This window comes from Rhodococcus sp. NS-SX18 (assembly GCF_057367935.1).
The window spans coordinates 3,805,751-3,829,158 of the sequence record NZ_CM170633.1; the positions used below are offsets into that span (position 1 = coordinate 3,805,751).

25 protein-coding genes are annotated in these 23,408 nt (G+C 72.3%); 12 read left to right on the forward strand and 13 right to left on the reverse strand.

The window, feature by feature from the left end; translation table 11 throughout:
• Positions 1-5: 5 nt before the first annotated feature.
• The gene (mftF, locus tag AC2IPW_RS17305; protein ID WP_486375260.1) at positions 6-1,394 is read right to left on the reverse strand and encodes a mycofactocin biosynthesis glycosyltransferase MftF; all 1,389 of its coding nucleotides are present in this window, start codon (positions 1,392-1,394) and stop codon (positions 6-8) included.
• Positions 1,391-2,077, reverse strand: a complete 687-nt coding sequence (gene mftE, locus AC2IPW_RS17310) for a mycofactocin biosynthesis peptidyl-dipeptidase MftE (protein WP_486375261.1) — start codon at positions 2,075-2,077, stop codon at positions 1,391-1,393. The genes mftF and mftE overlap by 4 nt, the downstream gene beginning before the upstream one ends.
• 281 nt (positions 2,078-2,358) lie before the next feature.
• Here mftE and AC2IPW_RS17315 point away from each other — a divergent pair, with 281 nt between their 5' ends.
• A complete protein-coding gene (locus AC2IPW_RS17315; protein ID WP_486375262.1) occupies positions 2,359-2,532 on the forward strand; it encodes a hypothetical protein in 174 nt (57 codons plus the stop codon).
• A 5-nt stretch (positions 2,533-2,537) separates the two neighbouring features.
• Here AC2IPW_RS17315 and AC2IPW_RS17320 read toward each other — a convergent pair whose 3' ends face one another.
• On the reverse strand, positions 2,538-3,539 hold the full coding sequence (locus tag AC2IPW_RS17320) for an endonuclease/exonuclease/phosphatase family protein (RefSeq protein WP_486375263.1): 1,002 nt from the start codon (positions 3,537-3,539) through the stop codon (positions 2,538-2,540).
• Positions 3,540-3,664: 125 nt separating this feature from the next.
• On the opposite strand from AC2IPW_RS17320, the gene AC2IPW_RS17325 reads away from it, so the two are divergent.
• Positions 3,665-4,009: a YciI family protein gene (locus AC2IPW_RS17325; RefSeq protein ID WP_003937362.1), complete on the forward strand. Its 345-nt coding sequence runs from the start codon at positions 3,665-3,667 to the stop codon at positions 4,007-4,009.
• On the forward strand, positions 4,006-5,277 hold the full coding sequence (locus tag AC2IPW_RS17330; protein ID WP_486375264.1) for an RNA polymerase sigma factor: 1,272 nt from the start codon (positions 4,006-4,008) through the stop codon (positions 5,275-5,277). The genes AC2IPW_RS17325 and AC2IPW_RS17330 overlap by 4 nt, the downstream gene beginning before the upstream one ends.
• A gap of 69 nt (positions 5,278-5,346) precedes the next feature.
• On the opposite strand, the gene AC2IPW_RS17335 is transcribed toward AC2IPW_RS17330, so the two are convergent.
• Complete coding sequence (locus tag AC2IPW_RS17335) at positions 5,347-6,126, reverse strand: hypothetical protein (RefSeq protein WP_486375265.1); 780 nt, start codon at positions 6,124-6,126, stop codon at positions 5,347-5,349.
• A gap of 32 nt (positions 6,127-6,158) precedes the next feature.
• Between AC2IPW_RS17335 and AC2IPW_RS17340 the strand changes: the two genes are divergently transcribed.
• Positions 6,159-7,148 carry a GNAT family N-acetyltransferase gene (locus tag AC2IPW_RS17340; protein WP_486375266.1) on the forward strand — a complete coding sequence of 330 codons (990 nt, stop codon included), beginning with the start codon at positions 6,159-6,161 and terminating at the stop codon, positions 7,146-7,148.
• A gap of 16 nt (positions 7,149-7,164) precedes the next feature.
• Here the strand turns inward: AC2IPW_RS17340 and AC2IPW_RS17345 are convergent, their stop codons facing one another.
• A complete protein-coding gene (locus tag AC2IPW_RS17345; RefSeq protein WP_486375267.1) occupies positions 7,165-7,983 on the reverse strand; it encodes an alpha/beta fold hydrolase in 819 nt (272 codons plus the stop codon).
• A gap of 55 nt (positions 7,984-8,038) precedes the next feature.
• Between AC2IPW_RS17345 and AC2IPW_RS17350 the strand changes: the two genes are divergently transcribed.
• From AC2IPW_RS17350 to AC2IPW_RS17360, 3 genes are all read left to right on the forward strand, one after another.
• Entirely contained in the window at positions 8,039-8,662 is a 624-nt protein-coding gene (locus AC2IPW_RS17350; protein ID WP_450120567.1) for a TetR-like C-terminal domain-containing protein, read from the forward strand.
• 67 nt (positions 8,663-8,729) lie between these two features.
• Positions 8,730-9,083, forward strand: a complete 354-nt coding sequence (locus tag AC2IPW_RS17355; protein WP_486375268.1) for a GntR family transcriptional regulator — start codon at positions 8,730-8,732, stop codon at positions 9,081-9,083.
• Positions 9,080-10,096: a DUF1648 domain-containing protein gene (locus tag AC2IPW_RS17360; RefSeq protein ID WP_486375269.1), complete on the forward strand. Its 1,017-nt coding sequence runs from the start codon at positions 9,080-9,082 to the stop codon at positions 10,094-10,096. The genes AC2IPW_RS17355 and AC2IPW_RS17360 overlap by 4 nt, the downstream gene beginning before the upstream one ends.
• A gap of 63 nt (positions 10,097-10,159) precedes the next feature.
• Here the strand turns inward: AC2IPW_RS17360 and AC2IPW_RS17365 are convergent, their stop codons facing one another.
• Positions 10,160-11,728 carry an HD domain-containing phosphohydrolase gene (locus AC2IPW_RS17365; protein ID WP_486375270.1) on the reverse strand — a complete coding sequence of 523 codons (1,569 nt, stop codon included), beginning with the start codon at positions 11,726-11,728 and terminating at the stop codon, positions 10,160-10,162.
• Between the two features lie 125 nt (positions 11,729-11,853).
• Between AC2IPW_RS17365 and AC2IPW_RS17370 the strand changes: the two genes are divergently transcribed.
• From AC2IPW_RS17370 to AC2IPW_RS17380, 3 genes are all read left to right on the forward strand, one after another.
• Positions 11,854-12,585, forward strand: coding sequence for a hypothetical protein (locus AC2IPW_RS17370; protein ID WP_486375271.1), 732 nt, complete (start codon positions 11,854-11,856; stop codon positions 12,583-12,585).
• A gap of 48 nt (positions 12,586-12,633) precedes the next feature.
• Positions 12,634-13,068: a hypothetical protein gene (locus tag AC2IPW_RS17375; RefSeq protein WP_235157405.1), complete on the forward strand. Its 435-nt coding sequence runs from the start codon at positions 12,634-12,636 to the stop codon at positions 13,066-13,068.
• A gap of 186 nt (positions 13,069-13,254) precedes the next feature.
• A protein-coding gene (locus AC2IPW_RS17380; RefSeq protein ID WP_486375272.1) for an IS5 family transposase occupies positions 13,255-14,143 on the forward strand; the annotation gives its coding sequence in 2 pieces (ribosomal slippage) (positions 13,255-13,803 and positions 13,805-14,143; 888 coding nt in all).
• Between the two features lie 24 nt (positions 14,144-14,167).
• Here AC2IPW_RS17380 and AC2IPW_RS17385 read toward each other — a convergent pair.
• From AC2IPW_RS17385 to mftA, 7 genes are read right to left on the reverse strand one after another with little or no spacing between them, the layout of a single operon-like run.
• Complete coding sequence (locus tag AC2IPW_RS17385; protein WP_486375273.1) at positions 14,168-16,132, reverse strand: mycofactocin system FadH/OYE family oxidoreductase 2; 1,965 nt, start codon at positions 16,130-16,132, stop codon at positions 14,168-14,170.
• Positions 16,129-16,941 (reverse strand): mycofactocin-coupled SDR family oxidoreductase, encoded by an 813-nt coding sequence (locus AC2IPW_RS17390; protein WP_054375040.1) that lies wholly within the window; start codon positions 16,939-16,941, stop codon positions 16,129-16,131. Before AC2IPW_RS17390 ends, AC2IPW_RS17385 begins: the two co-directional genes overlap by 4 nt.
• Before the next feature lie 37 nt (positions 16,942-16,978).
• On the reverse strand, positions 16,979-18,877 hold the full coding sequence (locus tag AC2IPW_RS17395; RefSeq protein ID WP_486375274.1) for a mycofactocin system FadH/OYE family oxidoreductase 1: 1,899 nt from the start codon (positions 18,875-18,877) through the stop codon (positions 16,979-16,981).
• 16 nt (positions 18,878-18,893) lie between these two features.
• Positions 18,894-20,069 (reverse strand): pre-mycofactocin synthase MftD, encoded by a 1,176-nt coding sequence (gene mftD, locus AC2IPW_RS17400; RefSeq protein WP_450120574.1) that lies wholly within the window; start codon positions 20,067-20,069, stop codon positions 18,894-18,896.
• A gap of 38 nt (positions 20,070-20,107) precedes the next feature.
• Positions 20,108-21,355, reverse strand: coding sequence for a mycofactocin radical SAM maturase (gene mftC, locus AC2IPW_RS17405; protein ID WP_450120575.1), 1,248 nt, complete (start codon positions 21,353-21,355; stop codon positions 20,108-20,110).
• A 46-nt stretch (positions 21,356-21,401) separates the two neighbouring features.
• Complete coding sequence (gene mftB / locus AC2IPW_RS17410; protein WP_017679992.1) at positions 21,402-21,737, reverse strand: mycofactocin biosynthesis chaperone MftB; 336 nt, start codon at positions 21,735-21,737, stop codon at positions 21,402-21,404.
• Entirely contained in the window at positions 21,722-21,817 is a 96-nt protein-coding gene (gene mftA, locus AC2IPW_RS17415) for a mycofactocin precursor MftA (protein ID WP_003937689.1), read from the reverse strand. Before mftA ends, mftB begins: the two co-directional genes overlap by 16 nt.
• A gap of 124 nt (positions 21,818-21,941) precedes the next feature.
• Between mftA and mftR the strand changes: the two genes are divergently transcribed.
• Entirely contained in the window at positions 21,942-22,601 is a 660-nt protein-coding gene (gene mftR / locus AC2IPW_RS17420) for a mycofactocin system transcriptional regulator (protein WP_450120576.1), read from the forward strand.
• Entirely contained in the window at positions 22,598-23,407 is an 810-nt protein-coding gene (gene mftM, locus AC2IPW_RS17425; RefSeq protein ID WP_486375275.1) for a mycofactocin oligosaccharide methyltransferase MftM, read from the forward strand. The genes mftR and mftM overlap by 4 nt, the downstream gene beginning before the upstream one ends.
• The last annotated feature ends 1 nt before the right edge of the window (position 23,408 follow it).

Genomic DNA, 23,408 nt, shown 5'->3' on the forward strand with positions numbered 1-23,408 from the left:
CCCGCTCAGCCCTGGATGCGGGGCGCGAGCGCCGCCGGATCCCGGGCGACGACCGCACCCCACCAGAGGCCGGCGCCGTAGGCGATGTCGTCGAGACGCTTGTAGAACACGTAGCGCAGGGGGTCGAGGCCGCCGTCCTCGCGGTGGCCGTACCAGTCCCACAGCCCCTCGGCGACGGCGAAGCCGAGGACCGCGCGACGCACCTTCGGCGAGACCACGGCGGCGACGAACGTGACCGGCCAGTAGTGCCGGCACAGCGCGGAGGCGACCTGCCACATTCCGCCCGCGAAGCCCTGCGCGGTGAGGACCGCCGCGATCCGGGTCGGCTGGTCGAGTTCGGCGAACATCCGGCGCAGGCGGAGCATCGTCACCGACAGCGACGCGACCGCGCCGACCGCGCCGAGGCGGGTGCGGCTCGCGGCGGCCACGCACGCGAACAGCATCGACCCCGACATCGACATGGTGGGCACCGAACCGCGGTGCCGGCTCGCGAGAGGCGCCGCGCCGGTGCCGTAGAAGGCCTTGCGGGTGAACCACTTCCGGAACCCGACGCGGTGGTCGTGGGCCACGTGCGCGACCGGTTCGTAGCGCAGCCGCCAGCCGGCCTCCTGCAGCCGCCAGCACAGGTCCACGTCCTCGGCGACGTGCATGGTCTCGTCGAATCCGCCGGTCGCGGTGAGCACATCGCGACGGACGATGATCGCCGCGCTCGGTACGTACGAGACCGGGCTGCCGGACTTGACGGCGGCCTCGCGGCGGCCGAGATCGAGCGACGAGCGCGCGTGTTCGTAGCGTCCCAGGGCGCCCTTGTCGGGCTCGAGCGCGACGACGCGCGGGGCCACGAGCGCCACCGCCGGATCGGAGAAGTGCCCGAGCATCACCTCGAGCCAGCCCTTGCGCGGCACCACGTCCGAGTCGAGGAAGGCGACGAACGGCGTCGTGGCGGCGCGCAGTCCGGTGTTGCGTGCCGCGGCCGGGCCGCGGGACCGCTCGTGCCGCAGCACCCGGACCGAGTCCCTGTCCGGGACGGGCAACGGGGCGTCGGAGCCGTCGTCGACGACGATCACCGTCAGGCCCTCCACGGCGGCCAGCAGGCGTTCGAGCCCGGCCGGGTTGTTCTTCACGGGAATCACGACGGTGACGTCGGAGGTGGCGGGCAACGCGGTGGGACGGGGGTTTCCGACGCCGGAGTCGAGCAGGCGTCGCGCCACGACGGCGGTCTGCGAGTCGACGACCTTCACGTAGCCGTCACCGATCATGGCCGCGGCGGCGGGGGCGAGCTTGAGCATGCGGGTGGGTGAGCCGCCGATGAGGACGCGACCGTCCGAGTAGGCGCGTACCCGCGGATCGATACGGACGCCGAATCCGTCGGGCAGTCGGGCCGTGCTCGTCAACGGAGTCTTCCTTTCGCATCCGGCTCCCACCGGGTCGTCTGTGCCGCCGCTCGATCGACGAGTTCGGCGAACCATCGTGCCCCCTGCGCTGCGCTCGCGGGCGTCGGATCCCCCAGCACGCCGTTCGCGGACACGGCGACGATACCGCCCGCGCGCATTCGTGGCATCAGGTCGGTGAGGGTGCCGGTGTTTCCCTTCTCGGCACGGGCGGTGTCCACCACGTGCGGATCCAGATGCAGCAGGAGGCTGGTCTCGGTGACGCCGGCGTGGGCGTCGCCGCCGGGGACGGCGAATGGCAGCCATGCCACGTCGCGGCCCTCGTACCGCAACCGGGACACCGCCCTGGCCAGTGCGGGCACATTGCCGCCGTGCCAGTTGACGAACAGCAGGCGCGCGGCCCACCGGCACACCGAACGTCCGTATTCGACGAAGACGGTCTCCATCGCCTCGGCGCCGAGCGAGACGGTGCCGGGGAAGCCCTCGTGCTCGCCGCTGGCCCCGTACTCGAGGGCCGGCGCGACGAGCACACCCGGCAGGGCGGCCGTCAGCGCCCGGGCGATCCGGGTGTCGGTGTCGAGCGGAAGGTGTGGCCCGTGCTGTTCGAGCGCGCCGACGGGAACCGCGACCGTCGCCCGGCCCGGTTCGATGTCGGGCCAGTAGGCGGTGGCGAGGTCGCGGGTCACCGGTCCGATGGTAGGGGTGCGCCCTTCGGGTCGCCGCCGGCAGTGGCGAGTGCGCGCTCGACCCGGGCCATCACCCCCTGCCGGTGGACGCGCTGAGCAGCGCGTTCGTCCGGGCCGGGGTCCGCGGGACCCGAGCTGCCGTTCGACGTCCTGCGGCGCGAAGCCCTCATGCAGGGCAGCTCGCGGTCCGACTCGCGTGACCACCGGGACCCCGCGACGAGTATTCGCCCGTTCGGCGGTCGGTACGGACAGAATCGAGACGCCGCGGCGGAAGGTGGACCATGAGCAAGCTGCTGTACTCGGCAACGACGTCGATCGACGGATTCATCGCCGGCCCCGGCGGTGGCGGTGTCCGGCTGTTCGACCGCCCGGGCGGAACCCCGCCCGCGCTGGAACGTCTCGGCACGACCTCGGGGCCCGGCGCGACGGACATCCGGCTGCGGGTCGTGCGGTGAGAACGCTATCCGCCGGCTCCGGAACTCTCGTCGCCGGACGGCGGCGGGAGCTGGACGGCGGCGACGAGACCGTGATGATCGGAACCCGGGAGTTCGATCCGGTCGAGGGAGATCGCCGTGGCGCCCCGGGTGAGGATGTGATCGATCCCGACGACGGCCGGGTAGCGGCGGTCCGCCGGATACGTCGGCACGAGCCCGCCGCCGACCCGGTCCGCGGCGAGCACGTACCCGGAGTCGAGGAGGTCGCGGAAGCGGGTGTGCGAGTACGTCGCGTTGAAGTCCCCGCTGACCACGACCGGCGCCGGGCCGGTCACCGACTCGAGTTCCTCGTCCAGGCGTTCGAGCTCGGCTGCCCACGCCGGAGCAGGTGTCAGGTACGGGGGCGCGGGATGCACGGCGTACAGGATCAGCGGCCGCCCGGGGCCGGTGTCCAGAACCGCGGTCAGGTTCGTCGGCCCGAACCCGTCGAGCGTGCGGCCCGCCGAGAGGGGAAACCGGCTGTAGATCCCGGCGCCCGCACCGCCGGTCGGCGTCGGGGCGAGGAAGCGGTGCGGAAGCAGGTGGTCGAGCCCCGCGACCTGCAGCGCGGCCGCCGCGTCCCCGGTCAGTTCCTGCACGGTCAGGACGTCGACCCGCCGCTCGCGCACCGTCCGGACCAGCGCATCCGGATCGGCCTGCCCGACCATGAGATTGGCCTGCATCACGTGGATCGTGGGACCGGAAGTCGAGGCCGGCCGGTCACCCCGGACGCCAGGCACGTACAACGGTCCCAGGGTCCAGGCTCCGGCGGCGACGACGACGAGCGCCGAGGCCAGCAGAACCGGGCGCCGGGCGAGCGCGGCGACGACCGCACCGGCCGCCGTCCCGAGCAGCAGATACGGCCCCAGCGACGCCCACGCGATCACGGCGTTGCTCTCCACGTCCGTCGCGGAGGCGATCAGCGCGGTGAGCCCGAGCACCGTCGCGACGATCGAGACGAGGGCGGCGAGCCGTCGCGGCACACTCATGGATTCCTCCCCCCTCGCATTCACGGGAACGTACCGTCGCCCTGTCGATCCGCGCGTGTCCCGTTCGTCGTCATGTCGTACGGCAACCCTGCCGCACGGCACAACCACCCACGGAAGGGCTCCCCATGAAGTACATGATGCTGATCAACGCCGCATCGGCCGAGGCGGGCGACCAGTGCACCGTCGAGGAGTGGATGGTCTTCGACAAGGAGATCCAGGAGGCCGGAGTCGTCGTCGCCTCGGAATCGCTCGCAGACCTGACCACCGCGACGACCGTGCAGGTCGGTCCCGACGGGGCACGTTCCGTCACCACCGACGGACCGTTCGCCGAGACGCGCGAGGTTCTCGGCGGCTTCTACGTCGTCGACGTGCCCGACCTCGACGTCGCGCTGGACTGGGCGGCTCGCTGCCCCGGAGCGCGCGGCGGCGGATCCGTCGTGGTGCGGCCGATCGCCGACTTCGGGCAGTGAGCGCGACGGACGGGCCGGGCGCCGGCGCGCGGGTCGACGCGGCCGTCGAAGCGGTGTTCCGGGAGGAGCGGGGACGGTTGCTCGCCGCCCTCGTGCACCGCTTCGGCGACCTCGACCTGGCCGAGGACGTCGCCGGTGAGGCGATCGAAGCGGCGCTGGTGCACTGGCCCGTCCGGGGCGTGCCGGCCAAGCCGGGGGCCTGGTTGCTGACGACGGCGCGGCGCAAGGCCGTCGATCGGCTCCGGCGGGATCAGGCCTACGCCGCCCGGCTGGCCGTCCTGCAGGTGGATTCGGATCGGGCGGCCCATTCTCCCGTCCCCGAGGCCGGCAGCGACGTGCCCGACGAGCGCCTGCAGTTGTACTTCACCTGCGCCCACCCGGCGCTGGCGGCCGAGGACCGGGTGGCGTTGACCCTGCGGTGCCTGGCCGGGCTCGGGACACCCGAGGTGGCGCGGGCCTTCCTGGTCCCGACCGCGACGATGGCGCAGCGGATCGTGCGGGCGAAGAAGAAGATCCGGCAGGCCCGCATCCCGTTCCGGATGCCCGACCGGGACGAACTGCCGGAGCGGCTGCCGGGCGTACTGCAGGTGCTGTACTCGATCTTCACCGAGGGGTACGCCGCGAGTTCCGGACCGGACCTGCAGCGCCTCGACCTCGCCGACGAGGCGATCCGGCTGGCCCGGATCCTGCACCGGCTGCTGCCCGGTGAGCGGGAGGTGACCGGGTTGCTCGCTCTGATGCTGCTGACCCACGCGCGGCGCGACGCCCGGACCGGCCCGGAGGGCGAGGTCGTTCTGCTCGCGGATCAGGACCGCGCACGCTGGGACGGCGCACTCGTCGCCGAGGGCACCGCTCTCGTGCCCGTGGCACTGACCGGTGGCCCGCCCGGCCCGTACGGGGTGCAGGCCGCGATCGCCGCCCTGCACGACGAGGCCGCCGACGTCGCCTCCACGGACTGGCCGCAGATCGTCGCGCTCTACGACGTCCTGACCACCCTGACACCGACTCCTGTCGTCGCGGTCAACCGCGCCGCGGCCGTGGCAATGCGTGACGGCCCGGAGGCCGGTCTGGTGCTGCTCGACGCCCTCGCGGGCGAGCCCCGGCTGCGCAGCTACCACCCGTATCTCACGGCCCGCGGGGAGCTGCTGCACCGGCTCGGCCGCGACGACGAGGCCGCCGTCGCCTACCGGCGGGCACTCGAGCTGGCCGGAACCGAACCCGAACGCGCGCACCTGCGCCGTCGTCTGGAGGAGACGGGCCGGTCGTGACGCGGGCCGATTCGCGGTGTCGTCGCCGCCTCGGCCGAGCGGCTCCACACCCGTCGGCCGACACCTCGGTCAGTCGCCGAAGCCGCTGAGGGCGGCCCAGCCCGACGTGGCGAACGACCGTCGCAGGGCGGCGCGCAGGTCTGCCGCTCCCGCGAGTTCCGTCATCACGGACCGATACTCGTGCGGTGGGCGGCCGACGAGCGCCGCGAAGGCGGCACAGTCGCGCAGCAGCGTGCCGAACAGCCCTTCCTGGGTCTGCAGCGGGATCGGCGGTCCTCCGGGCGGCGCGAGGGTGCCCCACTTCGAGACGTACACGTCGAAGCTCACCGGCCGCCCTCCCCCGTCGATCTCGAGGACGCACTCGTCCGCGGTCACGGTACGGCGCGTGTAGTTCGGCTCCGTCGCGTCGAGGCACGCGAGCTGGTCCCGGTCGAGCAGCGACGCGAACACCGCGGTGCGGGCCCCCGGCCGGCGGAACGCGGTCGCCGCGACGTAACCGGCGACGCTGACGTGGGCGCTGTGCCCGACCGCCATGCCCGTCACCGTCGCGCGCAGGAACGGCACGGTGGGGTCGACGTCTCCGGCGGTCAACTTGCGCGCCACCCCTGCGGGACAGGCGTTGGACCCCACGGCGACGACCAGACGCCGGTCCCGGACGCCGCCGACGCCGGCGGCCCGGAGTGCGCCGTCGACGGTCGCGGCGGGCCGGCGGGTGCTCGCACCGACCTCGGCGCGAGCACGTGCGCGGTGGTAGCCGTCGCGGGTGAGCAGGCCCGTTCCCGGCGCGACGGGTCCGGGGTAGAGCCACGGAGCAGCCACGAAGTCCACCCCGCCGTCGACGGTGCTCATGCTCCCAGTATTCCGCGCGCTAGCCTGCGGGCGTGCACATCGAACCGCGTTCCCTCGACGACGCCGCGGTGCAATCCCTCGTCGACGAGGTGCAACTCGAATACGTCCGCCGGTACGGCGGTCCCGACCACACACTTCTGCGCCCGCAGGAGTTCGATTCACCCCACGGCATCTTCCTGCTGGCGTCGCTGGACGACGTCCCGGCCGGTATCGGCGGATGGCGGGAACGGAACTCGGCGCACCCCGGGCTGCGCGACGGCGACGCCGAGATCAAGCGCATGTACGTGCGCGCGGGCCTGCGCCGACGGGGTGTGGCGCGACGGATCCTGGCCGAACTCGAGCGCACCGCCGCCGAGGCGGGCCGGCGCCGCATGGTGCTCGAGACCGGCACCGAGCAGCCCGAGGCGCTCGCGATGTACGCGGCGTCCGGGTACGTTCCGCTGGCCGAGCGGTTCGGCAGGTACGCCTCCTCGGAGTCGTCGCTGTACTTCGCCAAGGACCTGCCGCCGCGAGACGACCGCATCCGTCCGGCAGCCGAGGCTGACCTGCGGCTGCTGCAGGACATCGAACGTGCGGCCGGGCGGGCATTCGCCGGGCTCGGCATGGACGCCGTCGCCGACGACGCGCCGCCCACGCTCGCGGAGCTGCGCGCGTACGTGACCGGCGGGCGCGCGTGGGTGGGTACCGATGGTGACGACCGTCCGGTGGCCTACCTGCTCGCCGAGGTCGTCGACGGCACCGCTCACGTCGGACAGGTGTCGGTGCATCCCGAGCACGCGCGCCGCGGGCTCGGGCGGGCCCTGATCGATCACCTCGCGACCTGGGCACGCGTTCGGGCGCTGCCCGCGCTGACACTGACCACGTTTGCCGACGTGCCGTGGAACGGTCCGTACTACCGGCGGCTCGGATTCGAGTTCGTGCGCGACGACGACCTCGGTCCGGGCCTGCGCCGGATCCGTCGCGAGGAGGCCGCCCACGGTCTGGATCGGTGGCCGCGGGCGGTGATGCGACGCGAACTGTGAACGGCGCCGGCCGAGGTCACGTGTACCCCGGCACCGACGCCGCCCAGAATCGCCGAATCAGGTCCGTCGTCTCGGCGGGCGCCTCGAGCGGGACGAGGTACGCGGCGCCGTCCACGACGGCGCACGAGGCGTGCGGCACCAGGCGGCTCGCCGCGCGCGCCTGCTCCGGCGTCCACCCCTTGTGGTCACTGCCGGTGACGAAGAGGGTCGGCACCGGCAGCCCGGGCAGGCGACCGGTCAGATCGGGGCGGTGCAGCGAGATGGAGACGACCGCGTTGCGCAGTGCCGCCCGGTCGGCGCGGACGAGGCAGTCCTCGACGAGGGCGACCGCCTCCGGATCGCGTTCCCTCGTTGTGGCGGACAGCAATACGTTCGCCACCCCCGAGCGGATGAAGCCGACGGGGCCGAGCATCCGGTGGGCGGAGAGGAGGAATACCGTGCGTGCGCGCTCCGCCCGGTTCAGCGCCTGGACGGGCGTCCCCAGCGTCACCAGGGTCCGGCACCGCGATGGCGCGTCGGTCGCGAAGACGATGCCGACGTGGCCGCCCCAGGCGTTGCCGACCCAGTCGACGGGTTCGTCGACGCCGAGTTCGTCGAGTACCGTTCCGGCCGCCGCAGCGCATTCGGTGGTGGTGTAGCGCCGGCCGGGATCCTCGCTCGCGCCGTGCCCCGGACCGGTGATCGACACGACCCGCCTTTCGGTCGACCACTCCTCTTCCACTCGGCCCCAGGATCTTTCGTCGACGAACAGGCTGTGCCACAGCACGGCGGGCGGGCCCTGCCCCCGCACCCGCACAGCCAGCGAGCCCACTCCGGTCGAGATCTTCCGCGTCATGGTCGTCACCGCCTCCGGCGGTCGGTTGACACTGTCAAGTGCTATGGTCCTCCCCATGGTTGACACTGTCAATGCGGCCCCGGGTGCGGGACGGCCGGGCGAGGGCCTCGACGAACGCCTGCTCCGGACCGCGCTCGAGCAGTTGCGCGAGGAGCCCGCGGAGCGACTCAGCCTGCGCCGGGTGGCGCAGCAACTGGACGTGAGCCACCAGGCGCCCTACGTGCACTTCGGCACCAAGCGCCGGTTCCTCGCGGCGGTGGCCGGGACCGGACTGCAGCAAGCCGCGGCGAGGGCCGCCGCCGCCGTCGAAGCCGCGGGCCCCGATCCCCTGTACCGGCTCCACGCCCTCGCCGGCGCCTACGTGCGCTTCGTGCGGGACAGCCCGCACGTGCACGACCTGGCCTACGGACCCACGGTCGGCAAGGCCGACCATCCCCGCCTGCAGCAGGCCGCGGCCGACTACTGGGAGTTGCTGCACGACACCGTCTCGGCCTGCCAACCCGCGGGCATCGACGAAGCCGACGTACTGCGCCGGTGCGCGGCCGCGTGGGGCACCGTCTACGGCATCGCCCGGTTGGCCGCACTGCACCAGATCCCCGCCTCGGTCCCCGCCGACAGGGACGCGCTGCTGCACGAGGCCCTCGACATGCTCCATCGCGGATGGCAGGCCTGCGACTGACCGCCCTGCCCGCGCCTCGGCAGGTAACCGACTTGTTCTATTTTAAATAGAACAATATGCTTGTGTCGTGCTCATCAGACTGGATCCGAACTCGCCGGACCCACTGTTCGTGCAGCTGGCCGCGGCCGTGCGCGGCGCGGTGGCCCGCGGCGAGGTCCGGGCGGGCGAGCGCCTCCCCGGCGCACGCGACCTGGCCGCCTCGCTCGGCCTCAACGTCCACACCGTGCTGCGGGGCTATCAGCAACTGCGCGACGAAGGCTTGGTGGAGCTGCGTCGCGGACGCGGTGCGGTCGTTACCGATCGCGCCGAAATCGGATATGCCGCTGTTCATTCCGCCGTCACTCAGGTCGTCGCGCACGCCAAGCGCGTCGGCCTGAGCGCCGACGGCCTCGTCGACCTGATCAGAGCGGAGTACAGATGACAAACGATCCCGGCACCGGCCGGCGCCCAGCCGGCCGCATCCTCCTCGCCTCCACGGTCGCCCCGCTGGTCGTCGCCGCCGCGGGCGCACTCGCGCTCAGGAACTGGCGTGCGCAACTGCCGGATCCGATCGCGACACACTGGAACCTCGACGGCGCCGCGGACGGATTCGCCGGACTCCCCGCGACGATCGCACTGATACTGGGGTTCGGTGCGCTGTTCGCCGCTCTCGGTTTCGGTCTCAGCCGGGCTGCCGCCGCCGACCCCGCCCTCACCCGCGCGGTCGCCGCGACCGTCACGGGCACCGTCGCTTTCGTGACCACCCTGATCGTGCTGGCGACCGGCTCGCAACGGGGTCTCGCCGACGCCGCCGCAGCCGCACCCCCGGGGACGTCGCTCCTCGCCGCGCTCGGCGTCGGCCTCACCCTCGGGGCCGGCGCCGCCGCGGCGATACCGCGGTGGTCGCGTGGACCCGCCGCTCCCCCGGCTGCGGAGGCACCGCGAATTCCCGTCGGCACAGACGAACTCGTGGTGTGGACCCGCTCGGTGGCCACCGGCAGCGTCACGACGAGCGTGCTGGTCGCGGCGATCGGCCTCGTCGCCGCGATCGGCGTGCTCACCCGGCTGTGGATCCTGCTGGGCCTGGCCGTGCTGCTCGCGGTGCTGGTGGCCGCGACCTGCTCGATCCGCGTCACCGTCGACGCCCGCGGGGTCACCGTCGCGGGACTGTTCGGGTGGCCGCACCTGCACACTCCGCTCGGTGACATCGCCTCCGCCTCCGTCACCGACGTGGCACCGCTGAGACACTTCGGTGGCTACGGATACCGCATGGCGGTGCTCGGCCCGCTGCGCGGTGCACGAGGGTTCGTCCTGCGCGGCGGCCCCGCCCTGGTGCTGCACCGGCGCGACGGCGTGCGCACCCTGGTCGTGGTCGACGACGCCGCGACCGCCGCCGGACTCGTCAACAGTCTGACGGAGCGGACGGGCGGTGCAAGGACCGATCCGACCCGCTGAACCCGGGCGGGAGGACCGCGACACCCGGCCGTGCACCGCTCGTAGCCTCCGTCCGTCCGCGGTTCACCACGCCAGTCCGAGGTCGACGGCGGCGAGACCGGCCCGCGTGCGGTTGTCCACCCCGAGCTTGGCGTAGACGCGCTCGACGTGGTTGCGGGCCGTCTTCTGCGCGATGCACAGCTCGTCGGCGATCTGCCGGTTGGAGCGGCCGCGGGCGACGAGCCGCAGCACCTCCACCTCCCGGGCGGTCAGGCCGGCCGGCCAGGGCGCGCGTCGCACCTGCCGGTGCCCGGCCGCCGTCAGCACCGCCTCGACGGCCTCGGCGTCGAGGCGGCCACCGCGGGCCTCGCGCCGCAGACGCTCCGCCGCGTGCTCGGGGGTGAGCGCATCACGATGCGGCCGGGGTTCGCCGAAGCGCTGGTACGTCTCCGCCGCGCCGAGGAGCCGAGCGGCGACACTCAGGTTGCGGCCGCGGACGCCGTTGGGATATCCGGAGCCGTCGAGGCGTTCGCGGTGTGTGGTCGCGACGGTGACGACGTCCTCCATGCCGGTGACACGGCTGAGGATCCGCCCGGTCAGGTACGGGTACAGCCGGACCCGTTCCCATTCGGTGGCGGTGAGCGGGCCGGACTTCTCCCAGATCCGGTTGGACACCCCCATTCGCCCGAGACCGTGCACGAGACCGGCCCGGTAGAGCACCGCGATGTCCGTCTCCGGCAGGCCGCGCAGGCGGGCCGCCGTCGCCGCCAGATCGGCCACCGATCGCGAATGACCCAGCAGGAAAGGTACTTTCAGGTCGACGAAGTCGGCCATCGCGCGCAGCAGCGCGTCGAGTTCGTCGCCGGCGAGGACGCACTCGCGGTCGGGTGCCCGACCCAGTGCCGCCGCCCATGCGTCCTGTTCGAGCAGATCGTGGGTGAACTCGTCCGCGCCCTCCCGGAACACCTGTGCCACCCGCGGACAGAACTGAGTCCCGCTGCGCGCCCGTGCGACCTCGACGGCCCGCCCCGGCCCGCCGGCCCGCAGATGGACCTCGCAGACCTCCGCCAGGTGCACGATGTGCATCTCGAGCGGGATGTCGTCGCCGCGCGCTCCCGCGGGCAGGCCGGCGCCGTCCCATCGTTCGAACGCGAAGGCCAGGGCCGCACCGACCTGCCGGTCGAGGCCCACCCGGTCGGACAGCGCTCCCGCCGAGGCGCAGTGCGAACCGATCAGTTCGGCCATGCGGCGGCGGGCGGTCAGCAGGAACGCGGCGACCTCGAGTCCGCGACGCGGTCCGTCGGTCCCGCGCCCGACGTGGCTCGTCAGCATCCGCAGGAACGGCAGCCCCGTCATGTCGACCCCGTAGGTGTCGGCGCGGAGCGCGATGTCGTCGCCGAACAACTGCGCCAGTTCGTGCGAGTCGGCGTGGCATCCGATCCAGGCGACGAGGTTCGCGTAGTAGACGACGGCCTGCTGCCGGGCATCCAGGCCCATGCGCTCGGCGATCCGTCCGGCCAGCACGGCGGAGCGGAGCATGTGTTCCATGGGCTGCCCCAGGCCCAGGTCGATCGCCAGGGACAGCGCTGCGAGCAACTCGGCACGCCGCGGCCCGTCCCGCGGCCCCGGAGACGACCCGCTCCTGCGCTGCACGGCCCCATTGTCCTCCGCTGCGGGAGCCGGGGCGCCCGGCGGGCAAAGATGAGGCATCGGCCCCATGCCTTCCGGACACGACGCGGCGCACGATCGGAACACGCGCAACGCCGAAGGAGGACGACATGAAGACCACGCCGCAAGCAGCCGCCGAGGAGCCTCGCGCCCTGGCCCGGGTCGCCGGTGAGCGGTTCACCGGATACGCGGTGATCGGGGCACCGTTCGCCGGCGGGCACTGTCTGGCACTGCGCCGGTTCACCGCCGCGTCGGTGGGCCCGGCCTTCACCGCGGTCTGGCACCGCGCCCCGGACGGCCGGTGGACCGTCTACAGCGATGCCGCGCCGGAGCACGGATGCGCCCGCTACCTCGGCGCCGCCCTCAGCCGGACGGTGCGCACCGACGTCGCCGCCGAATGGACCGACCCGTCCCGATTGCACATCACGGCGGGCGACGACGTCGTCTGGGACGTGCAGGTGACCTCGTCGCCGTCCACCGCCCTGGCGACCCTGGCCGGCCGGCTCCTGCCCGACCGGGCACGGCGCAATCCCTCGGTCCTGGCCGGGGTGGCACGCGTCGCCGGCCCGGTCCTGGGCGCCGGCCGGATCCGCCTCACCGGCAACGTGCCGAACGGCCAGTGGTTCCGTGCCGCTCCGCGCCGGTTGTGGTCCGTCCGCACCCTCGCCGCGACGGTGCGTGGCGTCGACCTCGGTGCCGACGGGCCGCTGTCCGAACAGGAGCGGCTCGGCGATTTCCGCATCCCCCAGCGCGCCCTGTTCGCGACCGTCGACGCCTGGTTCGAACCGTTCGATCCCGAGCGGCACGCACCGGCGTGCCCGGGCGCTGCGCTCACCTGCTGACCCGCGCCGGTACTTGCGCGTGCGATGATCTTGTGGACCATCGAGGGGGTGCCATTGACTGAAAGCATCGTGCCGGGGACGAGTAGACGAACCGCACGGGGAGGGTCCGACGATCCCGTGTACGTGCCGCTGCGCAGCGTCTCCGGAGCGGCGACGACGCTGCAGGAGGCGGTGGCGCGACAGAGCGCTACGGACTACTACGAGGTCCGCGCGGCGATGGATGCGGAGTACTACTGGCGCGCCGTGGTGCAGACCTTCCAGATCGCCGACGAGTCGTTCCTGCACGCCTCCCGCGGCACCCAGGACGGTGCCGACATCTCCGCCCACGTGATGGCCCGGGCCGCGGACTGGGTGGCGAAGACGGAACTGGCCGTGGAGGGCACCCGGATGTACGGGGCCCTGGTCGCGTTCACGCAGGGCGTGGGCGACGGGTATGCGGCGGTCGAGTCCTGGGCCGAGGCCACCAAGCGCGCGAGCCGATAGGCCGCTGCGCGGCCCGTGCGCGTTTCCGGTAGCGGTGGCTACCGGAAACACGCACGGCTAGGGCGTGTTTCAAAAGTGGGAGATCACCAGGTTGTTCAGGCGTAGAGGCGTGTCGTGAGCGCTGAATAAGCGAGGTCTCCGGTAGAGGGTTTATCGACCAAGAGAAACCTGAATACCGGAGACCTCGTGACCAGCGTAGCGGTGACGGGCCGGGCGGACCTGACCGACGCGCAGTGGGCGGTGCTCGAAGCACTGCTGCCGCGCCCGGTCAGGTCCGGACGGCCCTGTGTGTGGACGAAACGGCAGCTCATCGACGGTATTCGCTGGCGCACCCGCGTCGGTGCGCCGTGGCGTGACGTCCCGGAGCGGTACGGGCCGTGGCAGACGGTGTACGGACTGTTCCGACGCTGGCAGCGGGCCGGGGTGTGGGCACAGATCCTGACCGCGCTGCAGGCGTTGGCCGACGCCGCCGGCCGGATCGTGTGGGATGTCAGCGTCGACTCGACCGTCGTGCGCGCCCACCAGCACGCCGCCGGTGCCCGCCGATCGCTGCAGCTCGAACCGCCCGGCGGCGTCGAAACCGAACCCGACGACCACGCCCTGGGGCGCTCGCGTGGTGGGTGGAGCACCAAGCTGCACCTGGGCTGTGAGCAGAACCGGCGGCCGCTGGCGGTGCTGCTCACCCCCGGACAGCACGGCGACAGTCCGCAGTTCACCGCGGTGCTCGAGCGGATCTTCGGTGCCGCGACTCGGATCGGGTCGGGCCCGCACCCGGCCGGTGCGGGTGCTGGCGGACAAGGCGTACAGCTCCCGCGCCAACCGCGCCTACCTGCGTCGACGCCGGATCAGAGCGACGATCGCGATCCCGTCCGATCAGCTCGCGCACCGCCGCAGACGAGGCTCGCGAGGCGGCCGACCCCCGGCGTTCGACCGTCAGGTGTACCGGCAGCGGCACGCGGTCGAGTGCGGCATCAACCGGCTCAAACAGCACCGGGCGGTGGCCACTCGCTACGACAAGCTTGCCGTCCGGTATCTGGCCACCGTCCACGTCGCTGCCCTCAACCAGTGGCTATGAATGAGTACACATTTGAAACACGCCCTAGAGGCGGGTCGCGGCGCGCTCGCCCTCCACGATCGCGGCGTCCGCGCGTCGCGGGGTGACTGCGTCGCCGATCCGCACGACGTGGAAGGCACTGCCGCGCAGCGCCGTCCAGAGTTCGTCCACCGGATCCTGATGGGTGGCCACCACCACCGCAGCCACCGTGCGCCGGTGCGCGACGGCGGTCGGGTGGTGCCGCAGCGCGACGTCGAGCCGGCCGTCGCGTTCGGCGACGGCGGTGACGAGGGTGTCGGTCAGCTGTTCGATGCCGTGTGCGTGCGCCCGACGGGTCCAGCCCTCCATGTCGAGGGTCAGCCCGAGGTCCTGGCCGACGATCATCCCGGCCGTGCAGACCGTGACCGCGGCGCCGCGTCCGGCGAGCAACTCCGCCACCGACGTCGCATGGTGGAAGCCCAGGTCGTCGACGACGAGGACGTCACCGTGCGGAGACACCCGGCCGTCGAGCACGTCGCGGACGTCGACGACGAGGCCGGTGTCGCCGGCCCAGTCCGGTCGCCGCGGTCGCGCACCGGTCGCGACGACGACCGCGTCGGGACGCGCGTCGCGCACGAGCGCGGCGTCGACGTGCACGCCGGTGCGCATCTCGACGCCCGCGCGCCGGCACTCGACCTCGAGACTGCGGACCAGACCGGCCAGTTCGCCGCGGCCCGGCGCGGTCGCGGCCGTGCGGATCTGCCCGCCCAGCACGTCCGTGCTCTCGCAGAGGGTGACCCGGTGCCCGCGCTGCGCGGCGGTCGCGGCGGCGCGCAGCCCGGCCGGGCCGCCCCCGACGACGAGGACCCGCCGGCCGGGACGGCGGGGCCCGGGCAGCGGCTGCGCCTCGCGTCCGGCGCGGGGGTTGGCCACGCAGCCGATCCACCGCCCGAGGCCGACCCGGCCGATGCACTCCTGGTTGCAGGCCAGGCACGGGCGCACGTCGTCGCCGGCGAGGGCCTCGGCGGCGAAGTCGGGATCGGCGATCTGGCCGCGCACGACGCCGACGAGGTCGCAGCGCCCCTCGGCGAGCGCCGCCTCGGCCTGCGCCGGGGTCGTGAAGCGCCCGACGCCGACGACCGGCAGGCGCACCCGCCGCCGCAGCGCGTCGGGCACGAACAGCGCGTAGCCGTGCGGCGTCGCCATGGAAGCCTCGATCAGGTGCAGCGTCTCGGTGGCCACACCGATCGAGGTGTTGACGTAGTCGACGTGCCCGCTGTCCTCGACCAGGGCGGCGAGGGCGACGGCGTCGTCGAGGGTGATCCCGCCGTCGGTGCCGTCGTGTCCGCTGAGCCGGACCCCCACGACCAGGGCGGGCCCGACCGCCGCGCGCAGGGCCTCGACGACCTCGAGCAGGAACCGTGCCCGGTTCCGGAGCGGGCCGCCGTACCGGTCGGTGCGGCGGTTGGTGCCCGGTGACAGGAACTGCCGCACGATCGACGCCTGCGAGCACTGCAGTTCGACACCGTCGAACCCGCCGGCACGGCAGAGTTCGGCGACGCGGGCGTACCCGTCGACGAGCTCGCGGATCTCGTGCTCCTCGACGGCCTTGGGCACCTCCCGGAACAGCGGGTCGGGCACAGCGCTGGGGGCCCACAGGGGCAGGCCGGTGTACATGCCGGAGCCCTGGGCGCCGTTGTGGTTGAGCTGCGCGAGGATTCGCCCACCGTGGGCGTGCACGGACTCGGTGATCCGCCGGTAGCCGGGCACCACGGCGGGGTCGTAGCCCCGGATGAGCTTCTCGTAGGGCCGGTCCGTCGGATGCACGGTGTGTTCCTCGGAGACGATCAGACCGGCACCGCCGCGCGCCCGCGCGGCGTAGTAGGCGGCGTGCTGTGCGGTCGGCAGGCCGTCGACGGCGAAGTTCGTCAGGTGCGCGGAGAACACCACCCGGTTGCGCAGCGTGACCGGGCCGAGCCGCAGCGGGGCGGCCAGCCGCGGGTACGGCCGGGCGGGGCAGGACTCGCTCACACCTTCGAGTTCCCCTGGTCGAGAGCCATCTGGCTGCCGGTGATCGTCTTGGCCCGGTCGCTCGCGAGGAACAGCACGGCCTCGGTGATGTCGTCGACGTCGGCGATCGGTTTCTCGGTGAGGATCGGCGCGAAGCTCGGCAACCAGTGCGGGTACTTCTCGAACAACTTCAGCGCACCCTGGTCGGTGCCCATCGGCGTGTTCACACCGTACGGGTGGATGGAGTTGACCCGGATGCGGTACTCGCCGAGTTCCTTGGCGGCGGTCTGGGTCAGGCCGACGAGACCGAACTTCGCCGCGGCGTAGTTGGCCTGGCCGGGCATGGCCTTCAGGCCCGCGACGGAGCTGACGACGATGATCGACCCCCCGTTGCCGGCCTCGATCATGGCGGGTGTGGCGGCCTTGAGGGTCTTGAAGACTCCGGTGAGGTTGATGTCGATCAGTTCCTCGAACTGTTCGTCGGGCATCTCCCAGAAGCGGTTCCAGTTGCAGATGCCGGCGTTGGCGACGACGACGTCGAGACGGCCGAACTGGGCGACGCCCTCGTCGACGACGGTCTGCAGGGCGGCGCTGTCGCGGACGTCGGCGATGCGGGCGTGGATCTTCGCGCCCTCGGCCTCGACGAGCTGGACGGTTTCGTGGAAGTCGGCTTCCGTGACCGGCGCGTACGAGTTGTACTCCGAGACGGGTCCGGCGATGTCGACGCCGATGATCGAGGCGCCCTCCCGCGCGAACCGGATCGCGTGGTTGCGGCCCTGGCCGCGCGCGATACCAGTGATGAACACGACCCTGCCGTCGAACTCGCCCATGTGCCGATCCTTCCGATCCCCAGCATTTTGGAACAGGTTACAGTTCGGATGCGAGTGCGTGCCCCTCACGTACCGCGTGGTGGACACTGCGCGGTGCGAGGCAGTCACCGATCCGTGCGAGCCCGGTGCGGTAGAGGCTGTCCTCCGGCAGGCCCGGGGCGCAGTCGACGAGCAGCGCGCCCGCGACGTCGGTGCGCTGCCCGGTCAGCCGATGCTCGAGTTCGACGGCGTCGGCACCGACCCGGCGCACGGTGACCCCCAGATGCCGGGTGACCCCTGCCCGCTGGAGCCGGGCGTTGGCCGCGACCAGGTCGCCCGTCGGCGCGAGCCGGGCACCGGCGATCGGGTCCGTCGTCGCATACGAGACGCTGTACCCCTGGGCGGCAAGTTGTTCCGCGATACCCACGGCGACGGGCCCGCCGACCGGGTCCCACACCACCACCGGCCGCACGGGGATGGGGCCACCGGCGAGCAGCCCCGCGGCGGTCACGACATGCCCGTCCTCCACGGGGTACTCGGGCGGCCGGTCGCGGCTGCCGGTCGCGAGCACGACCACCGTTCCCTGCGCGGCGGCCGCGTCGAGGTCCGCGGCGGCGACGGCGCTGCGGGTGTCGATCCGCACGCCGAGCGCGCGGCAGCGGCCCTCGAGCCAGTCGACGAGCGCGGAGAGCGTGTCGCGTCCCGTGCCCACCGCCGCGGTGCGCAGCATCCCGCCCACGCGTCCGGCGCGTTCGACGAGGCGGACGCGGTGACCGCGTTCGGCCAGGACGCGGGCCGCCTCGAGCCCGGCCGGTCCCCCACCGACGACGAGGACGTCCCGCGCGACGGCCGCCGGAGGCTGCGGCGTACGGGTCTCGTGCCCGGCCTCCGCGTTGCCGATGCAGCCGACCCGGGGATTGCGGAAGTCGCGCACGAGGCAGGCCTGGTTGCACCGCACGCACGGTCGCGGGGCGCGCCCGTCGCGCACGGCGGCGACGAGGTCCGGATCGGCGATCTGCGCGCGGGTCATCTCCACCAGGTCGCACACCCCGTCGTCGAGGGCGCGCTGCGCGGCGACGGGCTCGACGACGCTGCCCTGCAGTACGACGGGCACGGCTCCGCCCACGGCGGCGCGGACGGCGCGGCACAGCCCGGCGTTGAACCCGGCCGGGGTGTGGGCGTCGGGCCGGTACACACCGGGGGCGTAGAGCCCGCCGCGCACGACGGTGAGCAGATCCAGCTGCGGGGCGAGCACGGACGCGTGATCGGCGGCTTGCTCCGGTGTGATGCCGGCCCAGGGGGCCTCCTCGTCGCAGCTCAGACGCAGCGCCAGGATCCGGTCGGGACCGAGTTCGGCGCGCACGGCCGCGATCACCTGCCGCAGCAGCAACGACCGGTCGGTGCCGTAGCGGTCGGCGCGCCGGTTGGTCAGTCCCGAGAGGAACTGGCGCAGCAGCGAGGTCGGCCCGGCGTCCAGTTCGATTCCGTCGACGTCGGCCGCGACCGCGACGGCGGCGGCGGCGCGGAACCCTTCGATCAGCTCCCCGATCTCGTCGTCGCCGACCTCCATCGGCAGTTCGCGGCCGGCCGGATCGGCCACCCGCGACGGTGCCCACAGCGGAGCCTGCGTCCACGCACTGGACCCCTGCAGACCGGCGTGGCCGAGCCCGGCCAGCACGAGGGTGCCGTGGGGTCGGCACGCGGCGACGATCGACGCCCAGCCGGGGCCGCCCTCCGCGGCCAGGGGTGCCCGCTCGTACGGCTGGTCGTGCGGGTGCACGGAGGCGACCTCGGTGACGAGCAGCCCGGCTCCGCCGCGGGCGCGGCGTTCGTAGTACGCCACGTGCTCAGCGGAGAAGGCCCTTCCCGCACCGAGATTGGTTTCGTGCGGTCCGAAGAGCACCCTGGCCGGCGCGTCGCGGCCGGCCAGGGTGATCGGTTCGGTGAGAGTGCCCATCGGCAGATGGGACCGCTCAGATTCCGAGGTCGCGCCGGAAGTTCGGCGGGACGACGATGTCGTCGGGGGTCAGCTCGTGGATCGACGTCTTGCCGAGTCCGATGAGCGCGGAGCCGATGCCCCCGGCGAGGATGTCGAGGACGTTCTCCACGCCCGCCTGCCCGTTGGCGGCCAGGCCCCACAGGTACGCGCGGCCGATCAGGACGGCCTTGGCGCCGAGCGCGACGGCCTTGACGACGTCGCTGCCGCGCCGGATGCCGCCGTCGAGCAGCACCTCCACGTCCCTGCCGACCGCTTCGGCGATCGCCGGCAGTGCGCGGATCGGGGCCGGGGTGCCGTCGAGGTTGTTGCCGCCGTGGTTGGACACCGAGATCGCCGTGACGCCGGCGTCGACGGCGCGCTTGGCGTCGTCGACCCGCATCACGCCCTTGAGCATGAACGGCGCGTCGCCCCACTGCTCGCGCAGCCACGCGACGTCCTCCCAGGTGGGCAACGGGGTGCCCATCCATTCGCCGTAGGCGCCGAAGAACGTCGGCGCGCTGCCACCGGGCGGGGTCAGGTTCGGCGTGGTCAGGTCCGGCACCTTGCCGGTCTTGGCCCAGTCGAGCAGCCAGCTCGGCCGCAGGATGCCCTCGGGCGCGAACCGGAACATCGCCTTGAGGTCCATCTTCTCCGGAATGGCGGGGCTGCCCCAGTCCCGGCCGTTGGAGAACGACCAGTCCAGGGTCATGATCAGGCCCTTGGCGCCGGCGGCACGGGCGCGCTCCATCCGCTGGACGAGCACGTCGCGGCTGCCCACCCAGTACATCTGGAAGAAGGTCTTGTCGTTGGCGGCGGCGACCTCCTCGATGGACTTGCTCGCGAACGAGCTCAGGCCCATCGCGACCCCGCGTGCCGCGGCGGCACGGGCGACGGCGACCTCGCCGTCGGGGTGCACCGCCTGCACCCCGGTCGGGGAGATCAGCACGGGCATCCCGACGTCCTGACCCATGACGTGGGTGCCCATCTCGCGCTTGTCGGACAGGCCCGCGACGTGCGGGGCGAAGCCGAGCTCGCCGAACGCGGCCATGTTGTCCTCGACGGTGATGCCCTTCTCGGAGCCGGCCACGAGGGCTCCGTAGACGGACTTGGGGAGCTTCTTCTTCGCGCGTTGCTGCGCGACCGCAACGGTTTCGAACCAGTCGTTGCCCATGGGGAAATCTGCCTCTCGTACTGCTGGGAAGACGCCGGCTACTGCATTCCGGCGAGCGGGTTCTCGTCGCACGCCCGCGACGGCGGGCGCACCATCAGCTCCAGGGGGACGGGGGCGCGCGGGGTGCGGCGCTCGCCGGTGCGGGAGTGGTCGACGCTGGACTTGGGCACGGTGCGGTCGGCGCTGAGCGCGGATTCGCCGTAACCCTGGACGCATTCGGGGTCCGGTCCGTCCATCGGCAGACCGGTGAAGAACTTGGCGGCCATGCAGCCGCCGCGGCACGAATCGTAGAACGTGCACTTGCTGCACGCACCGCCGGTCTGCGGGGCGCGCAGCTCGGTGAACAGTTCGGAATGCTGCCACACCTGCTGGAATCCGCCGTCGGACAGGATGTTTCCGGCGAGGAACTTGTCGTGGATCGCGAACGGGCAGGCGTAGACGTCGCCGACCGGGTCGATCAGGCACACCACCCGGCCCGCGCCGCACAGGTTCAGCCCCGGCAGTGCGCCGGCACCGTCGGCGCCGCCGAACGCGGACAGGTGGAAGAACGAGTCGCCGGTGAGCACGCCCTCGCCGTGGGCGACGAGCCAGTTGTAGAGCTGGCGTTGCTGCTCGTGGGTGGGATGCAGGTCGTCCCACACGTCCACGGCGCGGCCGGACGGGCGCAGCCGGGTGATGCGCAGGGTGGCGCCGTACCGGTCGGCCAGGGCCTTGAATTCGTCGAGCTGGTCGACGTTGTGGCGGGTGACGACGACGGAGATCTTTGCGTCGCGGAAGCCCGCCTCGGCGAGATTCTCGAGGGCCCGCACGGCCATCGCGAACGAACCGGGGCCGCGCACGGCGTCGTTGACCTCGGCGGTGGCGCCGTCGAGGGAGATCTGCACGTCGACGTAATCCGAGGCCGCCAGCCGTGCGGCAACCTTCTTGTCGATCTTGACGCCGTTGGTGGAGAACTTCACGCCCACCTGGTGTTCGGTGGCGTAGTCGACGAGCTCCCAGAAGTCCGAGCGCACGGTCGGCTCACCGCCGCCGATGTTGACGTAGAACACCTGCATGCGCTGCAGCTCGTCGATGACGGCCTTGCACTGTTCGGTGGTCAGCTCACGCGGGTCACGCCGACCGGACGAGGACAGGCAATGCACGCACGACAGGTTGCAGGCGTAGGTCAGCTCCCACGTCAGGCAGATGGGGGCGTCGAGGCCCTTCTCGAACTGGTCGACCAGGCGGCCGACCTTCGGTGGGGCGGAAGCGTCTCGTACTGCGGCGGATTCGAGCACTGAGGTCATGGGCTGCGTCCTCGTCGGTGGCGGGCGGAAGGTGTGCGGGCGGGGTCTAGGCCGGCACGATCATGTGGGAGTCGGCCAGCGTGGCCAGCGCACGCAGGTACGGACGCTGCGCGGGCTCGTCGATTCCGTGGGCAGCGAGCGCGGCCCGCACGGACGGATGCTGATCGAGGGTTTCGACGACCCGGACGATCGTGGTGTTCTTCAGGAACGAGAGCTTGCGGGTCCCGAAGTGGTAGAGCAACGCCCCGAACGGCTCGGGGCGAAGCGCTACCTGCGGGTGCAGCCTCCACGTCGTGTCCGGATCGAACCCTGCCGAGTCGACCTCGGTCGAATCGATCACAGTGGCGGCGGCGTCGGCGGGCACGATCAGTACACGCCGCACATGCCGTCGATGGAGACCTCTTCCACGAGGGACTCCTCGACCAGGTCGGACTCGACGACGCTGTTGTCACGATCGGACATGAAATTCCTCCTCGGATGGGGACTCCACGGTCGGAGTCGGTCGTCACAGGCCTGTTGCGCTGTGACTCGGTTCACCACTGTAATGGCATCGAGTGCAGAATGTCACCCATGGAAGGCTCACACCATGCGTAGCCGCCGGAAACCGTCCGCTCGGATAGGTCGTCGCCCCTCCACTTCGAGGGAGGGCCTCAGTGCGATCGGAATCGAACTGTTCCGCACCCAGGGGTTCGACGAGACCAGCGTCGACCAGATCGCGGAGGCTGCGGGGATCGCCCGGCGCACCTTCTTCCGATACTTCCCGTCCAAGAATGCCGTGCCGTGGGGCGACTTCGACGCCCACCTCGAGCAGATGCGCGCCCACCTCGACGCCCTGCCGCCCGAGGTACCCCTCGCCGAGGCGCTGACCTCGGCGTTGCTGGACTTCAACACCTTTCCCGCGTCGGAGGCGACGTTGCACCGCGACCGCATGGACCTGATCCTGCGGGTGCCGGCGCTGCAGGCGTACTCGGTGGTGATGTACGAGGGTTGGCGCCGCGTGATCACGGAGTACGTCGCGCACCGCATCGGGGGCTCCGCGGAGGACCACTATCCGCGCACCGTGGGCTATCTCGTCCTCGGCGTCGCGATGGCGGCGTACGAGCAGTGGCTCGCCGACGACACCCTCGCCCTGCCCGACCTCTTGTCGGCCGGCATGCGCGCCCTCTACAGTGGCCTCGACGCGGCTGCGCCGTCCACTACCGGCCCCGACGTCCCCACCTCATCGAAAAAGGCTGCGCTGCAATGACTGTGCTCGATTCCCTCGCCCCCTGCCCGGTCGGCCGATGGTCGCACGCCCACGTCACGGTGGAACGGGTGCCCTCGGGCCCGATCTCGCTGCGGCGCGACGCGGGACGACTGCACGTCACGCATTCCCTCGGACCGGAGGACCTCAGCGAACGCCTCGTCGCCGACGTCACCGCCTCGATCGCCGGCAGCGACCTCGGCCGGGAGGAGTTCGAGCTGACGATGGTCGGACTGGTGCGCTCCACCGTGCCGGACGCCCTCGATTCGTGGGTCACCTACTACCGCAACTCGCTGACCGAACTGCTCTACGGCACAGCCGAGTTCGCGCCGATCCACGACATGGCCGCCGAACTCGTCCGTGGCCGTGTGCTCGATCTCGGGTCCTGCTTCGGGTTCCTTCCCCTTCGCCTGGCTCGCGCCGGGGTCGCCGTGACCGCCACCGACATTCTGCCCGGCACCATGACCCTGCTCGACGCGGTCGCACCCCGCCTCGACCTCGCGGTGGACACCCTCGTGTGCGATGCGGCCCACGTCCCCGTCCCCGACGACAGCGCCGACACCGTCACCGCGATCCACCTGCTCGAGCACGTCGACGCGGCCACCGGTGCGGCGGTCGTCGCCGAGGCGCTGCGAATCGCCCGGGAACGCGTGGTGATCGCTGTGCCGTTCGAGGACGAAGCCACGGCCTGCCACGGCCACGTACGCACGTTCGACCTGCCCGCCCTGCACGCTCTCGGCGAGTCGACCGGCCGCACCTTCGAGGCCTTCGAACACCACGGCGGCTGGCTCGTGCTCGACGCGCGGTAAC

Coding starts and splice junctions, on each gene's coding strand:
- AC2IPW_RS17390 (WP_054375040.1), bottom strand. CDS start 16,941: ATGGGCGAGTTCGACGGCAGGGTCGTGTTCATCACTGGTATCGCGCGC.
- AC2IPW_RS17320 (WP_486375263.1), bottom strand. CDS start 3,539: ATGAGTGTGCCGCGACGGCTCGCCGCCCTCGTCTCGATCGTCGCGACG.
- AC2IPW_RS17345 (WP_486375267.1), bottom strand. CDS start 7,983: ATGACGCGGAAGATCTCGACCGGAGTGGGCTCGCTGGCTGTGCGGGTG.
- mftC (WP_450120575.1), bottom strand. CDS start 21,355: ATGACCTCAGTGCTCGAATCCGCCGCAGTACGAGACGCTTCCGCCCCA.
- AC2IPW_RS17325 (WP_003937362.1), top strand. CDS start 3,665: ATGAAGTACATGATGCTGATCAACGCCGCATCGGCCGAGGCGGGCGAC.
- mftR (WP_450120576.1), top strand. CDS start 21,942: ATGCGTAGCCGCCGGAAACCGTCCGCTCGGATAGGTCGTCGCCCCTCC.
- mftA (WP_003937689.1), bottom strand. CDS start 21,817: ATGTCCGATCGTGACAACAGCGTCGTCGAGTCCGACCTGGTCGAGGAG.
- AC2IPW_RS17315 (WP_486375262.1), top strand. CDS start 2,359: ATGAGCAAGCTGCTGTACTCGGCAACGACGTCGATCGACGGATTCATC.
- AC2IPW_RS17350 (WP_450120567.1), top strand. CDS start 8,039: ATGGTTGACACTGTCAATGCGGCCCCGGGTGCGGGACGGCCGGGCGAG.
- mftD (WP_450120574.1), bottom strand. CDS start 20,069: ATGGGCAACGACTGGTTCGAAACCGTTGCGGTCGCGCAGCAACGCGCG.
- AC2IPW_RS17335 (WP_486375265.1), bottom strand. CDS start 6,126: ATGAGCACCGTCGACGGCGGGGTGGACTTCGTGGCTGCTCCGTGGCTC.
- AC2IPW_RS17360 (WP_486375269.1), top strand. CDS start 9,080: ATGACAAACGATCCCGGCACCGGCCGGCGCCCAGCCGGCCGCATCCTC.
- mftM (WP_486375275.1), top strand. CDS start 22,598: ATGACTGTGCTCGATTCCCTCGCCCCCTGCCCGGTCGGCCGATGGTCG.
- AC2IPW_RS17370 (WP_486375271.1), top strand. CDS start 11,854: ATGAAGACCACGCCGCAAGCAGCCGCCGAGGAGCCTCGCGCCCTGGCC.
- AC2IPW_RS17395 (WP_486375274.1), bottom strand. CDS start 18,877: ATGGGCACTCTCACCGAACCGATCACCCTGGCCGGCCGCGACGCGCCG.